The following is a 14984-nucleotide window of genomic DNA, read 5'->3' on the forward strand; positions in this document are numbered from 1 at the left end:
CCACGACCCGCACCGCTTCCCCGAGGACTCCCATGAACTCCGCACGTCCCGTCGTCTTCTCCGGCATGCAGCCCTCCAGCGACTCCCTGCACCTGGGCAACTACCTGGGGGCGCTCGTCAACTGGGTCAAGCTCCAAGACGAGGTCGACCCCATCTACTGCGTCGTGGACCTGCACGCGATCACCGTCGCGCAGGACCCGAAGGCGCTGCGCGAGTCGAGCCGGCGCACGGCCGCCCAGTACCTGGCCGCCGGCATCGACCCCGAGCGCTCGACGCTGTTCGTGCAGTCGCACGTGCCGGCGCACGCGGAGCTCGCCTGGGTGCTGGGCACCCTCACCGGCTTCGGCGAGGCGAGCCGCATGACGCAGTTCAAGGACAAGTCGGCCAAGCAGGGGGCGGATGCCACGACCGTCGGCCTGTTCACCTACCCGGTGCTCATGGCCGCCGACATCCTGCTGTACGGCACCGACCTCGTGCCGGTGGGCGACGACCAGCGGCAGCACCTCGAACTCACCCGCGACCTCGCCGGCCGCTTCAACAGCCGGTTCGGCGACACGTTCACCGTGCCGGAGGCGTACATCCCGAAGGAGTCGGCCCGCATCTACGACCTCCAGGAGCCGACGTCGAAGATGTCGAAGTCGGCGGCGAGCGAGGCCGGGCTCATCAAGCTGCTCGACGAGCCGAATGTCACCGCGAAGAAGATCAAGAGCGCGGTCACCGACGCCGAGCGCGAGATCCGCTACGACCCGGCGCTGAAGCCCGGCATCTCGAACCTGCTCGACATCTACGCGACCGTCACGGGCCGCACGATCCCCGAGCTCGAGGCCGAGTACGCCGGGCGCGGGTACGGCGACCTGAAGAAGGAGTTGGCCGAGGCCGTCGTCGACGCCCTCGCCCCGATCCGGGCGCGCACGCTCGAGCTGATGGCCGACCCCGCCGAGCTCGACCGCCTGCTCGCGATCGGCGCTGACAAGGCGGCCGAGCGCGCGGAGCGCACGCTCGCCACAGTGTACGACCGCGTCGGCTTCCTCCGCCGCCGCTGACCCCGCGGGAGTCCGCCGTGCCACCCCGCCCGCTGCCGGCCGCGGTCCTGTTCGACCTCGACGACACGCTGTTCGCCCATCGGGCGGCGGTCGCCGCGGGGATCCGCACGCACATGGCGGCCGTCGGGATCGAGGCATCCGACCCCGACGCGGCCGTCGCCGACTGGCACCGGCTCGAGGAGCTGCACTACCACCGCTACCTCGCGGGCGAACTGGCCTTCGAGGGGCAGCGGCGCGCGCGGGCCCGGGACTTCGCGGCGGCGCACGGCCGCACCCTCGGCGACGAGGAGGCGGGAGCGTGGTTCAGCGACTACTTCGAGCGCTACCGGGCCGCATGGCAGCTCCACGACGACGCACTCCCGTGCCTCGCCGCGCTCCGCGCGGCCCGCCCCGACGTGCGGTTCGGCCTCATCACGAACGGCGACCTGGCCTTCCAGCAGCGGAAGGTCGCCCAGGTCGGGCTCGACCGCGTCATCGATGTGGTGGTGGCCTCGGGCGACGTCGGGATCGTGAAGCCCGACGCCCGCATCTTCCACCACGCCTGCGAGCTGCTCGGCGTCGCGCCGGGCGAGGCCGCGTACGTCGGCGACCGGCTGCGCACCGACGCGATCGGCGCTGCGGCGGCCGGGCTGATCGGCGTGTGGGTCAACCGGCGCGGCGTGCTGCCCGAGCCCGAGGATGCGGCGGCGGCGAGCGAGCTCGGCGTCGTCGAGGTGCCCGACCTCGTCGACCTCGTGGGCGCGCTCTCGCGGTGACCCTTCCGCGGGCCCGGTCGCTCGGATAGCCTGACACTCCACCGCGGGGGCCCGGGCGGTGTCGTCCCCCGAGAGGTGCAGATGGACCCCGCTCCCCCGTTCGCCCCGCGGACCCCACCCGCCGGACGTTCGCTGCGCGGCACGGCGCTCGCGGTCTCGCTCGTGTGGGCGGTCGGCGCCGCCGTGCTCGTGCAGTTCGGCTCGGGACTCGCCTACGCCCCGGCGCGCTCGGTCGCGATCGCGAACGAGGAGGAGTTGCGCTCGGCCGTCGACGCCCAGCGGCGCGCCGCCGACCGCGGGGAGGCGACCTCGGTGCAGGCCGCCGCGCTCCGGGCCGCACTCGTCGGGGAGCTCGCCGACCCGGCCGCCGTCGCGGCGCTCGACACGGCGATCGGCTCCCTCGACGAGGCCCTGGACCTGCCGGCCCCGGTCGCCCCGATCACCGGCGCGCACCCGCCCGACGAACCGACCGTGCCCGCCTGGGACCGGCTGGCCGCGCTCGTCGAGCTGAGCGCCGAGCTGCCCCTCGTGCGCGAGCGCACCATCGCGTTCGATGCGACCGCCACGCTCCTCGCCGACGCGGATTCCGCGGTCGACGATGCGAGCAGCGAGGTCTTCACGGCGGCCGTCGGCCGGGCGCAGGCCGCGCTCGACGCGACGCCCAACGCCTCGACGCGGACCCGGCTCGACCTCCAGTACGCCGTCGACGTCACCGCCGAGGCCGGCGACGCGGCCGCCTTCGCGGCACTCGCCGACGCGGTGGTCGCCGCGCGCGATGCGCAGGCCGCCGAGGAGGCGCATCGCCGCGACGAACCGCGGCGGGCCGAGATCGAGGCCTTCGCCCGGTCGCTGTCGAACGGCGTGGCGCTCGACTTCACCTGGTCGTACGAGGCCGCCGGCGTCAGCAGCGACGGCTACTACGCCGGCACGGCCCAGTTCTGGCCGGAGGGCGGCGGCTGGGGGCTGATCACGCTGACGTTCAGCGTGGCCGACAACTGGGACGACGAGAACGCGCGCGCCGTCGTCGTGCACGAGGTCGGCCACACGCAGGTGATCCGCGACGCCTGCCATGCGCAGTTCACCGGCCCGGCCTTCGCGGGCGACCACGAGGCCTGGGCCACGGCGTGGGCGATCGGGATGGGCTACGACCTGCCGGGGTCCGGCATCGAGGCCTACGGCCGCCCGAGCGACGAGCAGATCGCGGTCGCGGCGACCTGCCGCTGACCTCGGCGCGCCGGATCCCCCGGCGCGGCGCCGCGCGGCCCAGTGCCGCGCCGCGCTCGGGCGCGAGGCGCGGCGCCGCGCCGCGCCGCTCAGCGCAGCAGTTCGACCGCCCCGAACGACACCCCGTGCCGCTCGGCGAGCACCCGCCGCGCCTCGGCGGCCTCGGCATCGCGCCGCTCGGCGTCCCAGCCGAGCACGTCGCCCGCGATGTCGGCGAGCTCGTCGAGGAGGGGCGCCGTCGCCGCGCCGGTGAAGGCGATGGCGGTGCGCCGCTGCACGAGGTCGAGGAGGTGCACGACCCGCTCGGTGCGCACGAGCCAGGCGATCTCCGCCCGCGTGTAGCCGGGGTGGTGCGCGAGCGGGGCATCCGGCTCGTCGGCGTCGCCGAACCCGGCGAAGGCCTCGGCCCGCTCGAGCTCGGCGATGAGCTCCGCGGCCCGGGTGCCGTAGCGGTCGAGCAGCACGGCGGCGCGGTCGCGGCCGATCTCCTCGCCGTGCGCGACGGCCCAGTCGGCGCGGCCGGCCTCGGTGGCCGGGTAGCCGGCGCCGCCGCCGATGGCCAGGCCCTCGGTGGAACGCACGCGCTCGCGGCCGAGCAGCCCGAGCACCTCGTTCGAGAGGTGCTCGGCGAGCGCGCGGAAGGTGGTCCACTTGCCGCCGACGAGGCTCAGCATCGTCGTGCCGGGGCGCTCCGGGACATCCGTGCGCTCGATGCGGTAGTCGCGGGAGACGAAGCCGGGCTGGGTGTCGTCGTGACGCGGCAGCGGGCGCACGCCCGAGAAGCGGTAGACGATCTGCGCGCGGTCGACCTCGACGGCGGGGAAGACGTGGCGGACGAGGTCGAAGAAGTAGTCGACCTCCTCCTCCGTGCACACGGCGGGCTCGCGCAGGTCGTGCTCGAGGTCGGTGGTGCCGACCATGACCCGGCCGTGCAGCGGGTAGATGAGCACGATGCGGCCGTCCTCGTGCTCGAAGAAGATCTCGCGGCCGCCGGTCGCGGCGAGGAGCTCGGGGTGGTCGAGCACGATGTGCGAGCCCTTGGTACCGCCCATGTAGGTCGTGGGCCGACCGAGGGCGGCGTTCGTGAGGTCGGTCCAGGGGCCCGAGGCGTTCACGACGACCTCCGACGCGAGGTCGAACTCGGCGCCGGTCTCGCGATCGCGCACGCGCACGCCGGCGGCGCCGAGGCCGACGGCTTCGAGGTGGTTCGCGGCGCGGGCGTGGGGGCCGGCGGCGAGGCCGTCGCGGAGCGCGTCGAGCGCGAGGCGCTCGGGGTCGTGCATGCTCGCGTCGTAGTAGGTGGCCGTGTACTTCAGGTCGGGGTTCAGGGCGGGCAGCTCGGCGAGCGAGCGGGACCGGCCGTGGAAGCGGTGGCGCGGCACGGTGCCGCCGTCGCGGGAGAACGCGTCGTAGATGGTGAGGCCGGTCTTGATGAGGAGGGCGCCGCGCTCGGTCGGCTTGCCCTGCCGGTGGCTGAGGAAGCGCAGCGGCGCCGAGAGGATGCCCGAGAAGGTCGAGAAGATCGGCACGGTGGTCTGCAGCGGCTTCACGACGTGCGGGGCGATCTTCAGCAGCCCGTTGCGCTCGACGACCGACTCCTGCACGAGCCGGAACTCGCCGTTCTCGAGGTAGCGGATGCCGCCGTGGATCATGTGCGACGACGCGGACGACGCGCCGGAGACGAAGTCGTCGCGTTCGACGAGGACGACGTCGACGCCCTGCAGGGCGAGGTCGCGGAAGGTGGCGATGCCGTTGATGCCGCCGCCGATGATGACGACGGATGCCTCGGGCCGCGCCTGCAGTTCGCGCACCTCGGTGCGGAGGCCGGCTGGGTCGTTCCGGGGGGTGGTGGGGTTCATCGTCGGTCCTTCCGGTGCGCGGCGGCGCGGGTTCCCGCAGCCTGCTCCACGTCGATGAACACATCCTGAACACGAGCGCACGCCGTTGCAAGCCAACTGCACAGATGTGCAGCAGACTGGAGGCATGCCCGACGCCTCCCTGCCCGCACGGACCCGGCAGGCGCTCCGCGCCGCCCAGCTCTACTACCTCCAGGACCTCACGATGGAGGCCATCGCCCGCGAGCTCGGCACCTCCCGGTCCTCGGTCTCCCGCCTGATCTCGCACGCGCGCGACACCGGGCTGGTCGAGATCACGATCCACTCCCCGCTCGACTCGGCCGGCCGGCTCGAGGAGGCGCTGCGCACCGCGCACGGCGTCGCCGCGCACGTCGTCCCGGTGCCCGACGACGCGACCGAGGTCGACCGGCTCGATCGGGTCGCCATGACCGCGGCGCACCTCGTCGGCGGGTTCGTCGACGAGAACCAGGTGATCGGGCTCGCGTGGGGGTCGACGATGACGGCCGTGAGCCGCCACCTCGTGCCGCGCGCCACGCACGGCACGAGCATCGTGCAGCTCAACGGCGCCGGCAACCTGCGCACGAGCGGCATCCTCTACGCGAGCGAGCTGCTGCGACGCTTCGGCGACGCGTTCGGCGCCGAGGTCGAGCAGTTCCCGGTGCCGGCGTTCTTCGACGACCCCGCGACGCGGGAGGCGCTCTGGCGCGAGCGCAGCGTCCGGCGCATCCTCGCCCTGCAGGGCCGCATGGACGTCGCCGTGTTCGGCATCGGGTCGCCCTTCGCGGATGTCCCGAGCCGCGTCTACCAGGGCGGCTACCTCGAGCGCGCCGACTACGCCGCCCTCAGCCGCGATCACGTCGTCGGCGACGTCGCCACCGTGTTCTACCGGGCCGACGGCTCGACCGGCGGCATCGCGCTGAACGCCCGCGGCACCGGGCCGGACTTCGCCGTGCTCCGCCGGGCGCCGCGCCGCGTCTGCGTGGTGTCGGGGCGCGCGAAGCTCCCCGCGCTCCGCGGCGCGCTCGCGGCGGGGCTCGTCACCGACCTCGTCGTCGACGAGGGCACCGCCCGCGCGCTCGTCGACGAGCCCGCCGCGGAGGCGTCGCGCCGGCCCCGGTGAGCCGGCGCGCCCGGCGGCCCGATGACGCCCCGCGTCCCCAGCGTGCCGCCGGGAATACTCCGGCGACGGAGGCGTTGGGTAGCATCGAACACGAGCAACGTGCTTCGGGGTCGGTGCAATTCCGAACCGGCGGTGAGAGTCCGCGAGCCGTGAGCGTCCGACCATCGGTCGGGGGCGATCGGTTGAGCCGGTGGAATTCCGGCGCCGACGGTCAGAGTCCGGATGGGAGACGCACGTGTCGGCTGCGCCATGCGCGGCCGTGGCTCGGCTGCCGCCGAGCGATCCCCGAAGCCGGAATGGACGAAGGATGATCGCGGCACGCGCGACGAGCACCGAGGTCGAGGCGATGCGCCGTGCGCTGGCGCTCGCGGCCCACGGCCCGGCGACCGGCGTGAACCCGCGCGTCGGCTGCGTGCTCCTCTCCCCCGCCGGCGACGTGCTCGCCGAGGGCTGGCACCGCGGCGCCGGCACGGCCCACGCCGAGGTCGACGCGCTCGCGAAGCTGGCACCCGGCGCCGCACGCGGCGCGACCGCCGTCGTCACCCTGGAGCCGTGCAACCACGTCGGCCGCACCGGCCCGTGCGCCGTCGCGCTGATCGAGGCGGGCGTCGCCCGGGTCGTCTACGCCGTCGCCGATCCGGGCGACCACTCGTCGGGCGGGGCCGAGCGGCTCCGCGCCGCGGGCGTCGCGGTCGAGGGCGGCGTGCTCGCCGACGAGGCGGAGGCGTTCCTCGCCGACTGGCTGTTCACCGCCCGCACCGGCCGCCCGAAGGTGATCGTGAAGTGGGCGTCGACCCTCGACGGGCGCGTCGCGGCCGCCGACGGGACCAGCCAGTGGATCACCGGTCCCGACGCGCGGGCCGACGTGCACCGCCGTCGCGCGCAGGCCGACGCGATCGCGGTCGGCACCGGCACGCTCCTCGCCGACGACCCCGCCCTCACGGCGCGCGACGCCGACGGCGGCCTGCTCGAGCGCCAGCCCGTGCCCGTCGTGTTCGGGCACCGGCCCGTGCCCGAGGGCGCGGCCGTGACGAGGCATCCGCACGACCCCGTGCAGCTGGCCGGCGACGACCTCGCGGCCGACCTGCGGGACCTCGCGGGGCGGGGCATCCGCTCGCTCTTCGTCGAGGGCGGGCCGACGCTCGCGACCGCGTTCCTCGCGGCCGGGCTCGCCGACGAGCTCCTCGTGTACCTGGCCCCCGCCGCGCTCGGCGGGCCGCGCCTCGCGATCGGCGACCTCGGCGTCGGCACGATCGCGGGCGCCCACCGCTACGACTTCACCGCCGTCGAGCGGCTCGGCGACGACGTCCTGCTCGTCGCCCGGCCCCGCCCGGCCGGCGGCCCACGACCGAACGAAGGGAACTGACATGTTCACCGGCATCATCGAGGAGCTCGGCGAGGTCGTCCGCGTCGAGCGCACCGCCGACGCCGCCCGACTCACCGTGCGCGGCCCGCTCGCCGTCGCCGACGCGAAGCACGGCGATTCCATCGCCGTCTCGGGCGTGTGCCTCACCGTCGTCGACTTCGACGTCGAGTCGTTCACGGCCGACGTCATGGCGCAGACCCTCGCCATGTCGACGCTCGACGCCGTCGCCGAGGGGCTCGCCGTCAACCTCGAGCGCGCCGCGAAGGTCGGCGACCGCCTCGGCGGGCACATCGTCCAGGGCCACATCGACGGCACCGCCGAGGTGCTCGAGATCCGCCCGGGCGAGGCGTGGCGGGTCATCCGCTTCTCGCTCGACCGCGCGCACGCGGCCCTCGTCGTCGACAAGGGCTCGATCGCGGTCGACGGCGTCTCGCTGACGGTGAGCGCCATCGGCGACGAGCCCGACGGCTCGTGGTTCGAGGTGTCGCTCATCCCCGAGACGCTCGCAGCGACCACGCTCGGCGCCCGCGCGGTGGGCGACCGGGTCAACATCGAGACCGACATCCTCGCCCGTCACGTCGAGCGGATGCTCCGCCTCGACGCCCACCGGACGCTGCCGTCGTCCATCGCCGAACCGGCCGCCGCCGGAGCAGGGAGTGCCGCATGAGCCTCGCCACGATCCCCGAGGTGCTGGAGGCGCTGCGCGCCGGCCGGCCCGTCATCGTCGCCGACGACGAGGCCCGCGAGAACGAGGGCGACGCGATCCTCGCCGCCGAGTTCGCGACGGCCGAGTGGGTCGGCTGGATGGTCCGGAACACGAGCGGCTACCTCTGCGCGCCGATGCCGTCGTCGTACGCCGACCGGCTCGAGCTGCCGCCGATGGTCGAGCGCAGCGAGGACGCCCGCGGCACCGCGTACACCATCTCGGTCGACGCCGCCGATCGCGTCTCGACCGGCATCTCGGCGAGCGACCGCGCCCGCACGCTCCGGGTGCTCGCCGACCCGGAGGCCACGCCCGACCGGCTCATCCGGCCCGGGCACATCCTGCCGCTGCGCGCCGTCGAGGGCGGCGTGCGAGAGCGCGCCGGCCACACCGAGGCCGCCGTCGACCTGCTGCGGCTCGCGGGCCTCAGCCCCGTCGGCGTCATCGGCGAGCTCGTCGGCGACGACGGCGAGATGCTGCGCCTGCCCGAGCTCATCGCGCTCGGCGTGCGCGACGACCTGCCGGTGACGACCGTCGCCGCGATCGTCGACTGGCTGCGCGAGCACCCGGAGGACGAGGCCGAGACACCCGCCCCGACCCTCGTCGCCGAGACCTCGCGCGTGCGGTTCGAGGTCGAGACCAACCTCCCGACCGAGCACGGCGACTACCGGGTGCGCGCCTACCGCGACCGCTCGACCGGCGCCGACCACGTCGCGATCATCGCCGGCGACCCGGCCGCCGACCCGGCGGGTGCGATCGTGCGCGTGCACTCCGAGTGCCTGACGGGCGAGGCCTTCGGGTCGCTGAAGTGCGAGTGCGGCCCGCAGCTCGACGCCGCGCTCGAGACGATCCAGCGCGACGGCGGCATCGTGGTGTACCTGCGCGGCCACGAGGGCCGCGGCATCGGGCTCATCAACAAGCTGCGCGCGTACCGGCTGCAGGAGGACGGGCTCGACACGCTCGACGCGAACGTCGCCCTCGGCCTCCCGATCGACGCCCGCGACTACACCGCGGCGAGCGCGATCCTCGACGATCTCGGCGTGGAGCGGGTGCGCCTGCTCACGAACAACCCCGAGAAGGTGCGCCAGCTCGAGGCGCACGGCATCCGCGTGGCCGAGCGGCTCCCGCTCGTCGTCGGCGTGGGCTCGGTGAACCAGGGCTACCTGGACACCAAGCGCCGTCGCATGGGCCACACGATCGACGACGGCCAGCTCGCGGACGCGGCGGCCGAGGCACTCCTGGAAGGACACGCATCATGAGCGGAGTAGGCTCCCCCACCCTGGACGTTGACGGCACGGGCCTGCGGGTCGTCGTCGTCGCCGGCAGCTGGCACGACGAGATCACCGACGGCCTGATCGCCGGCGCCCGCCGCACGCTCGACGCCGCCGGCGCCGACTGGGAGCTGGTGCGGGTGCCGGGCAGCTTCGAGCTGCCCGTGGTATCGAAGGCGGCGCTCGAGGCGGGCGCCGACGCGGTGGTCGCCCTCGGCGTGATCATCCGCGGCGGCACCCCGCACTTCGAGTACGTGTCGGCGGCCGCGACCGACGGCCTGACCCGGGTGGCGCTCGACACCGGCAAGCCGGTCGGGTTCGGCGTGCTCACCCTCGACGACGAGCGGCAGGGCCTCGACCGCGCGGGCCTGCCCGGCTCGAAGGAGGACAAGGGGCGCGAGGCGGCCGAGGCCGCGATCGCGACGGCGCGCGCGCTGGCGGTGCTGCGGGGCTGACGCCTCGCCGATCGGGATTCGACTTCGACGAGCCGTAGAACCTACACTCGGCACCATGGAGACCCTGCGCCACATCGTCGTGTTCATCCACCTCATCGGCTTCGCCGTGCTCTTCGGGGCCTGGGTCGTCGAGGCGGTGAATCGCCGGTACCAGGTGACCCGCCTCATGAACTGGGGCCTGCTCATCGCGGGCGTCGCCGGCCTCGCACTCGCGGCCCCGTGGGGCATCGAGTACGACCTGAACTACGCGAAGATCGGCACGAAGCTGGTCATCCTCATCGCGATCGGCGCGCTGCTCGGCATCGGCGCGGGGCGCCAGCGGAAGCACGGCAAGGTGCCCCCGGCGATCTTCTGGTCGATCGGCGTGCTGACCGCGCTGAACGCGGCCATCGCGGTCATCTGGCGGTAGCGCGCCGCACAGCACCACGTCTCGGGATGCCCCGGAGCCGACGCCGGCTCCGGGGCATCCGCCGTTCGTCGCAGGAATCGCACCGTTCGTCGCGGAACCTGCGACGATCACCCCCGTTCGGGAGGTGGCGTGCATCAGGAGACGTAGGCTCGTTCGGTTGCCACAAGCGACGATTCCTCTCTCGCACGCCGGCCCACGCGCCAGATCGACCCCGCGCCGGCGAGCCGTCACACCCGTTCCACTGGAGTCCTCGCAGGCATGTCCTCTTCCACGACGGCGGCAGCGTCCGCCACGTCCCCCTCCGCCACCGGGCCGGCCCCGACGCCGGCGAACCCGCGGGGTCGCGTCATCCTCGCCAGCCTCATCGGCACGACGATCGAGTTCTACGACTTCTACGTCTACGCCACGGCGGCGGTGCTCGTGTTCCCGCACCTCTTCTTCCCGACCGGCGACGCGACCACCGCGCTGCTGTCGTCGTTCGCGATCTTCGGCGCCGCCATGGTCGCCCGCCCGCTCGGCGCGGTCGTCTTCGGCCACCTCGGCGACAAGCACGGCCGGAAGGCCACGCTCGTCGGCGCCCTGCTCACCATGGGCATCGCCACGTTCCTGATCGGCGTGCTGCCGACCTACGCCGCCGTCGGCTGGGTCGCGCCGCTGCTGCTCGTGATCCTGCGCCTCGCGCAGGGCTTCGCACTCGGCGGGGAGTGGTCGGGCGCCGCGCTCGTCGCGACCGAGAACGCCCCGGCGGGCAAGCGCGCCTGGTACGGCACGTTCCCGCAGCTCGGCGCGCCGATCGGCTTCATCATCGCGAACGGCCTGTTCCTGATCATCGCTGCGGCGCTCCCGTCGGACGACCCGTCGATGCCGTCGCAGGCGTTCCTCGACTGGGGTTGGCGCATCCCGTTCCTGTTCTCGGTCGTGATGGTCGCCGTGGGCCTCTGGGTGCGGCTCCGCCTCGTCGAGTCGTCGGCGTTCTCGAAGGCCTCGAAGCAGGGTCGCCTCAAGCGGCTGCCGCTGGCGTCGGTGTTCACGGACTACTGGAAGCAGCTCATCCTCGGCACGTTCTTCATGCTGGCCACCTACGTGCTCTTCTACCTGATGACCACGTTCTCGCTGAGCTACGGCCGTGCGCCGGTCGAGGCCGCCGAGGGCGCGCTCCCGGGCCTCGGGTACTCGTACCAGACCTTCGTGCTGATGCTCATCGGCGGCGTGCTGTTCTTCGGCGTGTTCACCCTGCTGTCCGGCCCGTGGGCCGACCGCTGGGGCCGCCGCCGGACGCTCATCTGGGTCACCGCCGGCATCATCGTGTTCGGCCTCGTCTGGGTGCCGCTGCTCTCGGCCGGCTTCGCCGGCGTGATGGCCTGGCTCGTCATCGGCTTCGCCCTGATGGGCATGACGTTCGGCCCGATGGGCGCGCTGCTGCCCGAGCTGTTCCCGACGAACGTGCGGTACACCGGCTCCGGCATCTCGTACAACGTGTCGTCGATCCTCGGCGCGGCGGTGGCCCCGTTCATCGCCGTGGCGCTCTGGCAGGCCGGCGGCGGCAGCCCGTTCTGGGTCGGCATCTACCTCTCCTCGATGGCCGTGCTGACGCTCATCGCCCTGCTCGTCTCGAAGGAGACGAAGGACGTCGACTACGAGGACGCCGGGCTCGGCTCCTCGGCGACCCTGTAGCGGCGCCGGTCGGCACGAGATCACGGATGCCCGGGCTTCGGCCCGGGCATCCGGCGTCTCGGGGCGCCCCATCCCACTGGCTCGTTCCGCGGATGAGGAGGAGTATGCCGACACGCCGGCACGAGGCATCCGACACGCCGAGTCCGCCCGCGTTCTTCCTCATCCGCGGACCTCGGCGAGGAGGTCCGGCTGGTGCGCGGAGCGCGAGCGAGGCGGGGCCCGCCGGCCGTTCACCGGCGTACGGATGCCCCGCCTCGCGGTGAGCCATCCGTCACGTCCGCGTAGCCGACGGGGGCTTCTGCGCGCAACGTCACACGCCGTAACATTGCGGCGACAGGTCCCCCGGGTCCCTCACCGGCGCTGCACCGGTACCCGGCCGACCGGGATGGCGGGAACCCGATGATGAACATGACGATGGACATGATGAAGGGCGCCATGTCGACGTCGGACATGCCCATGAAGGGCATGGACATGTCGATGATGGAGGAGTGTCTCGAGGCCCTCTCGGCCTGCATGCAGGCGTGCGTGATGTGCGCCGACGCGGACGCCGGCGAGGGCATGGGCCGCTGCGCGGCCATGTGCGCCAACTGCGCCGACATGTGCGACGCGATGATGCGCATGATGCTGCGCATGAACGGCTGGGACATGGCCGTCATGATGTCGATGATGGAGAGCACGATGGCGATGTGCCGCGCCTGCTCGGCCGAGTGCATGATGCACGCCGAGATGAGCGAGCACTGCCGCATGTGCGCGATGGCCTGCGATCAGGCCGCCATGGCGCTCGACAAGATGATGGGCGCCATGAAGGGGATGATGCCCGCGATGTGAGCGGGCGGGCGCTCAGGCGTCGGCGACGCTGATGCGGCCCGCACCCGTCACGAGCACGCCGTAGACCGGGTGCAGTGCGACCGGGGCGCCGGGCTGCAGCGCAGCGGAGAGCGGCTCGTGGTGCCACACGCGATGGACGTCGCCGTCGAGGTCGGCCAGGGTGATGAACCCCTCGGCGTCGGCGGCGACGACGATCGCGTCGAGCCACTTGGACGCCGCGACCTCGGCGAGCCGGGACTGCATGCGGTGCAGGCCGTGACCGGGCCGGTCGCTCGAGCACTCCGCGTGCGCCTCGCAGCCGCGCATGCCCATGGCCCGGCCCTGGGTGGGCTGGGTGGCGGCGTGCGGCTCGCGATACGACATGCGTGGACTCCTCGGTTTCCGGTGCAGGCGACGATACGCCGCGACCCTGCGGATGTCCCGGAGCACCGTCACACGCCGAAACATCCTCGGTAACGTGACCCCATGTTCATCCACCTGTCGATCCATCGGCCCCGGCCGGAACACGTCGACGACCTCATCGCGTCGATGAACCTCGCTCGCCTCGGGGGCCTCGGCACGCCGGGGCTCCTCCAGATCGGGCCCTGGCGCGAGGCCGACGACGGCGAACGCGTCATCGGCCTCGCGATCTGGGAGTCGCGCCGCCACTGGGAGGAGCACGTCGCCGACGTGTTCGCCGTCGTGGCGGACCATCCGTTCGACGAATGGGAACTCGAGCCCGCGGAACGGATCCTGCTCGACGACGTGGGCGCGCTGCCGGGCAACCCGGAGGAGATCTGAGCGCTCGGCCGCAGGCGCTAGTCGGCCTGGTCGGGCCGGGAGGCCTTCCGGCGCTCGAGCCGCCAGTGGATCTCGTGGGTCGTGGGGTGCCGCCACTCGTGCATCCGGTACTCGAAGCCGGGCAGCAGCACGATCGGGATCGGATCGGGTGACGCGGGAGCGACCGCGCCCACCACGATCTTCGCGTCGGCGGGGATGAACGGGGACTGTGCGGGAACCGGTGCCGTGATGATCTCGACCGGATCTCCATATGGTCGCGGCATATCGGGAACTTAGCACGAGCTCGGGGTTTCCTGAGAGATTGGATAGAACACTCATAGGTCTCCGATAGAGGCGTGTTAGAGTCCGGTTACGCGATCCGACGTAGCCGAGGCTGCGCGCGCCTACCCATGTCAAAGGAGACACCAGATGCATCGCATCACCAAGATCGCCGCCACCGCCATCGCGGCCGCGGCGCTCGTCACGACCGCTGCCGCCGCGCAGGCCGCCACCGTCACCCCCAGCGGCGCCGGCTTCATCGGCAAGGGCGAGGTCCAGTCGGCGTTCGGCCTGAACAACGGCAAGATCCAGTCGATCATCGACGGGAACATGAACGCGTTCACGTTCCGCTCCGTGCAGCCGACCAGCCAGTCGCTGACGCAGGACGTCAGCCAGCAGGGCACGCAGGCCGGCTCCCAGGCCGGCACGGAGGTCGCCACCCAGACCGCCACGCAGTACGGCACCATGACCGTGTCGCAGGACCTCACCTGCACGTTCACCAACGGCAACGGCACCAAGGTCTTCCACCGGGACGGCGTGCGCGAAGGCGACCGCCAGGGCGAGCGCACCGGCAGCCGCGACGGCGTCCGCGCCGGATCGCGCACCGGCGAGCGCGACGGATCCCGCTCCGGCTCGCAGGCGGGCTCGCAGTCCGGCAGCCTCGCGGCAGGCATCGACGCGAAGGCCCGCAAGACCGGCCAATGGACCGGCTGGAACGCCACCGGTTGGCTGACGGCTCCGACCTACAGCACCACCGGCGCTCCCGTCTGGCAGGAGCCGACGTACGCCGAGGACGCCTGGAGCTTCGGCGACTACGCGTTCGGCGACTACGCGTTCGACGGCGACTACGCGTTCGACGGCGAGGTCGCGTACGACGCGTGGACCGTCGACGACTTCGAACCACTCGCCGACGTGGCGTGGGGCGAATGGGACGCGCTGCCGGGCGAGAACCCCGACGACTGCCTCCGCAGCCAGAACGCCGACAAGATCACGCAGCTCAGCAACGTGATCACCCCCGGCGACCTCGCCTCGGTCGCGGTCGTCTCCACCGTCGTCGACGCCGAGCTGACCGACGTCCACGTCGTCGACGGCGACGTCGTCGACGGCGCGATCACTCCCGGCGCCGTCACGCCCATCGACCCGGTGCACGCCGGCACCGTCACCGCCGTCGGCGCCGCCCAGGTGTTCGTCACCTACAACGGCGTCGAGAAGGGCCTCTGAGGCCCCGACCAATCGAGGCGC

General features: G+C 73.0%; 16 protein-coding genes and 1 riboswitch. Of the genes, 13 read left to right on the forward strand and 3 right to left on the reverse strand.

Annotated features, from left to right (window positions below; translation table 11 throughout):
* Positions 1-32 precede the first annotated feature (32 nt).
* From trpS to ACGGZK_RS16945, 3 genes are all read left to right on the forward strand, one after another.
* The gene (trpS, locus tag ACGGZK_RS16935) at positions 33-1043 is read left to right on the forward strand and encodes a tryptophan--tRNA ligase (RefSeq protein ID WP_395243788.1); all 1011 of its coding nucleotides are present in this window, start codon (positions 33-35) and stop codon (positions 1041-1043) included.
* Between the two features lie 17 nt (positions 1044-1060).
* Positions 1061-1798: an HAD family hydrolase gene (locus tag ACGGZK_RS16940; protein ID WP_395243789.1), complete on the forward strand. Its 738-nt coding sequence runs from the start codon at positions 1061-1063 to the stop codon at positions 1796-1798.
* A gap of 81 nt (positions 1799-1879) precedes the next feature.
* Complete coding sequence (locus tag ACGGZK_RS16945) at positions 1880-3022, forward strand: hypothetical protein (RefSeq protein WP_395243790.1); 1143 nt, start codon at positions 1880-1882, stop codon at positions 3020-3022.
* Between the two features lie 89 nt (positions 3023-3111).
* On the opposite strand, the gene ACGGZK_RS16950 is transcribed toward ACGGZK_RS16945, so the two are convergent.
* The gene (locus ACGGZK_RS16950; RefSeq protein ID WP_395243791.1) at positions 3112-4881 is read right to left on the reverse strand and encodes a glycerol-3-phosphate dehydrogenase/oxidase; all 1770 of its coding nucleotides are present in this window, start codon (positions 4879-4881) and stop codon (positions 3112-3114) included.
* Positions 4882-5005: 124 nt separating this feature from the next.
* Between ACGGZK_RS16950 and ACGGZK_RS16955 the strand changes: the two genes are divergently transcribed.
* The 8 genes from ACGGZK_RS16955 to ACGGZK_RS16990 all read left to right on the forward strand — a co-directional run bounded on the left by ACGGZK_RS16955 (position 5006) and on the right by ACGGZK_RS16990 (position 12704).
* Complete coding sequence (locus ACGGZK_RS16955; protein ID WP_395243792.1) at positions 5006-5998, forward strand: sugar-binding transcriptional regulator; 993 nt, start codon at positions 5006-5008, stop codon at positions 5996-5998.
* A 96-nt stretch (positions 5999-6094) separates the two neighbouring features.
* Positions 6095-6236, forward strand: a riboswitch (FMN riboswitch).
* 69 nt (positions 6237-6305) lie between these two features.
* Complete coding sequence (ribD, locus tag ACGGZK_RS16960; protein WP_395243793.1) at positions 6306-7364, forward strand: bifunctional diaminohydroxyphosphoribosylaminopyrimidine deaminase/5-amino-6-(5-phosphoribosylamino)uracil reductase RibD; 1059 nt, start codon at positions 6306-6308, stop codon at positions 7362-7364.
* A gap of 1 nt (position 7365) precedes the next feature.
* Positions 7366-8031 carry a riboflavin synthase gene (locus tag ACGGZK_RS16965; protein ID WP_395243794.1) on the forward strand — a complete coding sequence of 222 codons (666 nt, stop codon included), beginning with the start codon at positions 7366-7368 and terminating at the stop codon, positions 8029-8031.
* Positions 8028-9326: a GTP cyclohydrolase II gene (ribA, locus tag ACGGZK_RS16970; protein WP_395243795.1), complete on the forward strand. Its 1299-nt coding sequence runs from the start codon at positions 8028-8030 to the stop codon at positions 9324-9326. The genes ACGGZK_RS16965 and ribA overlap by 4 nt, the downstream gene beginning before the upstream one ends.
* On the forward strand, positions 9323-9793 hold the full coding sequence (ribH, locus tag ACGGZK_RS16975) for a 6,7-dimethyl-8-ribityllumazine synthase (protein ID WP_395243796.1): 471 nt from the start codon (positions 9323-9325) through the stop codon (positions 9791-9793). The genes ribA and ribH overlap by 4 nt, the downstream gene beginning before the upstream one ends.
* Positions 9794-9848: 55 nt before the next feature.
* Positions 9849-10202 (forward strand): Fe-S protein, encoded by a 354-nt coding sequence (locus ACGGZK_RS16980; RefSeq protein ID WP_395243797.1) that lies wholly within the window; start codon positions 9849-9851, stop codon positions 10200-10202.
* 258 nt (positions 10203-10460) lie between these two features.
* On the forward strand, positions 10461-11876 hold the full coding sequence (locus tag ACGGZK_RS16985; RefSeq protein ID WP_395243798.1) for an MFS transporter: 1416 nt from the start codon (positions 10461-10463) through the stop codon (positions 11874-11876).
* A 399-nt stretch (positions 11877-12275) separates the two neighbouring features.
* On the forward strand, positions 12276-12704 hold the full coding sequence (locus ACGGZK_RS16990) for a hypothetical protein (protein WP_395243799.1): 429 nt from the start codon (positions 12276-12278) through the stop codon (positions 12702-12704).
* 12 nt (positions 12705-12716) lie between these two features.
* On the opposite strand, the gene ACGGZK_RS16995 is transcribed toward ACGGZK_RS16990, so the two are convergent.
* Positions 12717-13067: a hypothetical protein gene (locus ACGGZK_RS16995; protein ID WP_395243800.1), complete on the reverse strand. Its 351-nt coding sequence runs from the start codon at positions 13065-13067 to the stop codon at positions 12717-12719.
* A 102-nt stretch (positions 13068-13169) separates the two neighbouring features.
* Between ACGGZK_RS16995 and ACGGZK_RS17000 the strand changes: the two genes are divergently transcribed.
* Entirely contained in the window at positions 13170-13484 is a 315-nt protein-coding gene (locus ACGGZK_RS17000; protein ID WP_395243801.1) for a hypothetical protein, read from the forward strand.
* Positions 13485-13501: 17 nt separating this feature from the next.
* On the opposite strand, the gene ACGGZK_RS17005 is transcribed toward ACGGZK_RS17000, so the two are convergent.
* On the reverse strand, positions 13502-13747 hold the full coding sequence (locus ACGGZK_RS17005; protein ID WP_395243802.1) for a hypothetical protein: 246 nt from the start codon (positions 13745-13747) through the stop codon (positions 13502-13504).
* 145 nt (positions 13748-13892) lie between these two features.
* Between ACGGZK_RS17005 and ACGGZK_RS17010 the strand changes: the two genes are divergently transcribed.
* Positions 13893-14963 carry a hypothetical protein gene (locus tag ACGGZK_RS17010; RefSeq protein ID WP_395243803.1) on the forward strand — a complete coding sequence of 357 codons (1071 nt, stop codon included), beginning with the start codon at positions 13893-13895 and terminating at the stop codon, positions 14961-14963.
* The last annotated feature ends 21 nt before the right edge of the window (positions 14964-14984 follow it).

This window comes from Agromyces sp. MMS24-K17 (assembly GCF_043950245.1).
Classification (GTDB): domain Bacteria; phylum Actinomycetota; class Actinomycetes; order Actinomycetales; family Microbacteriaceae; genus Agromyces.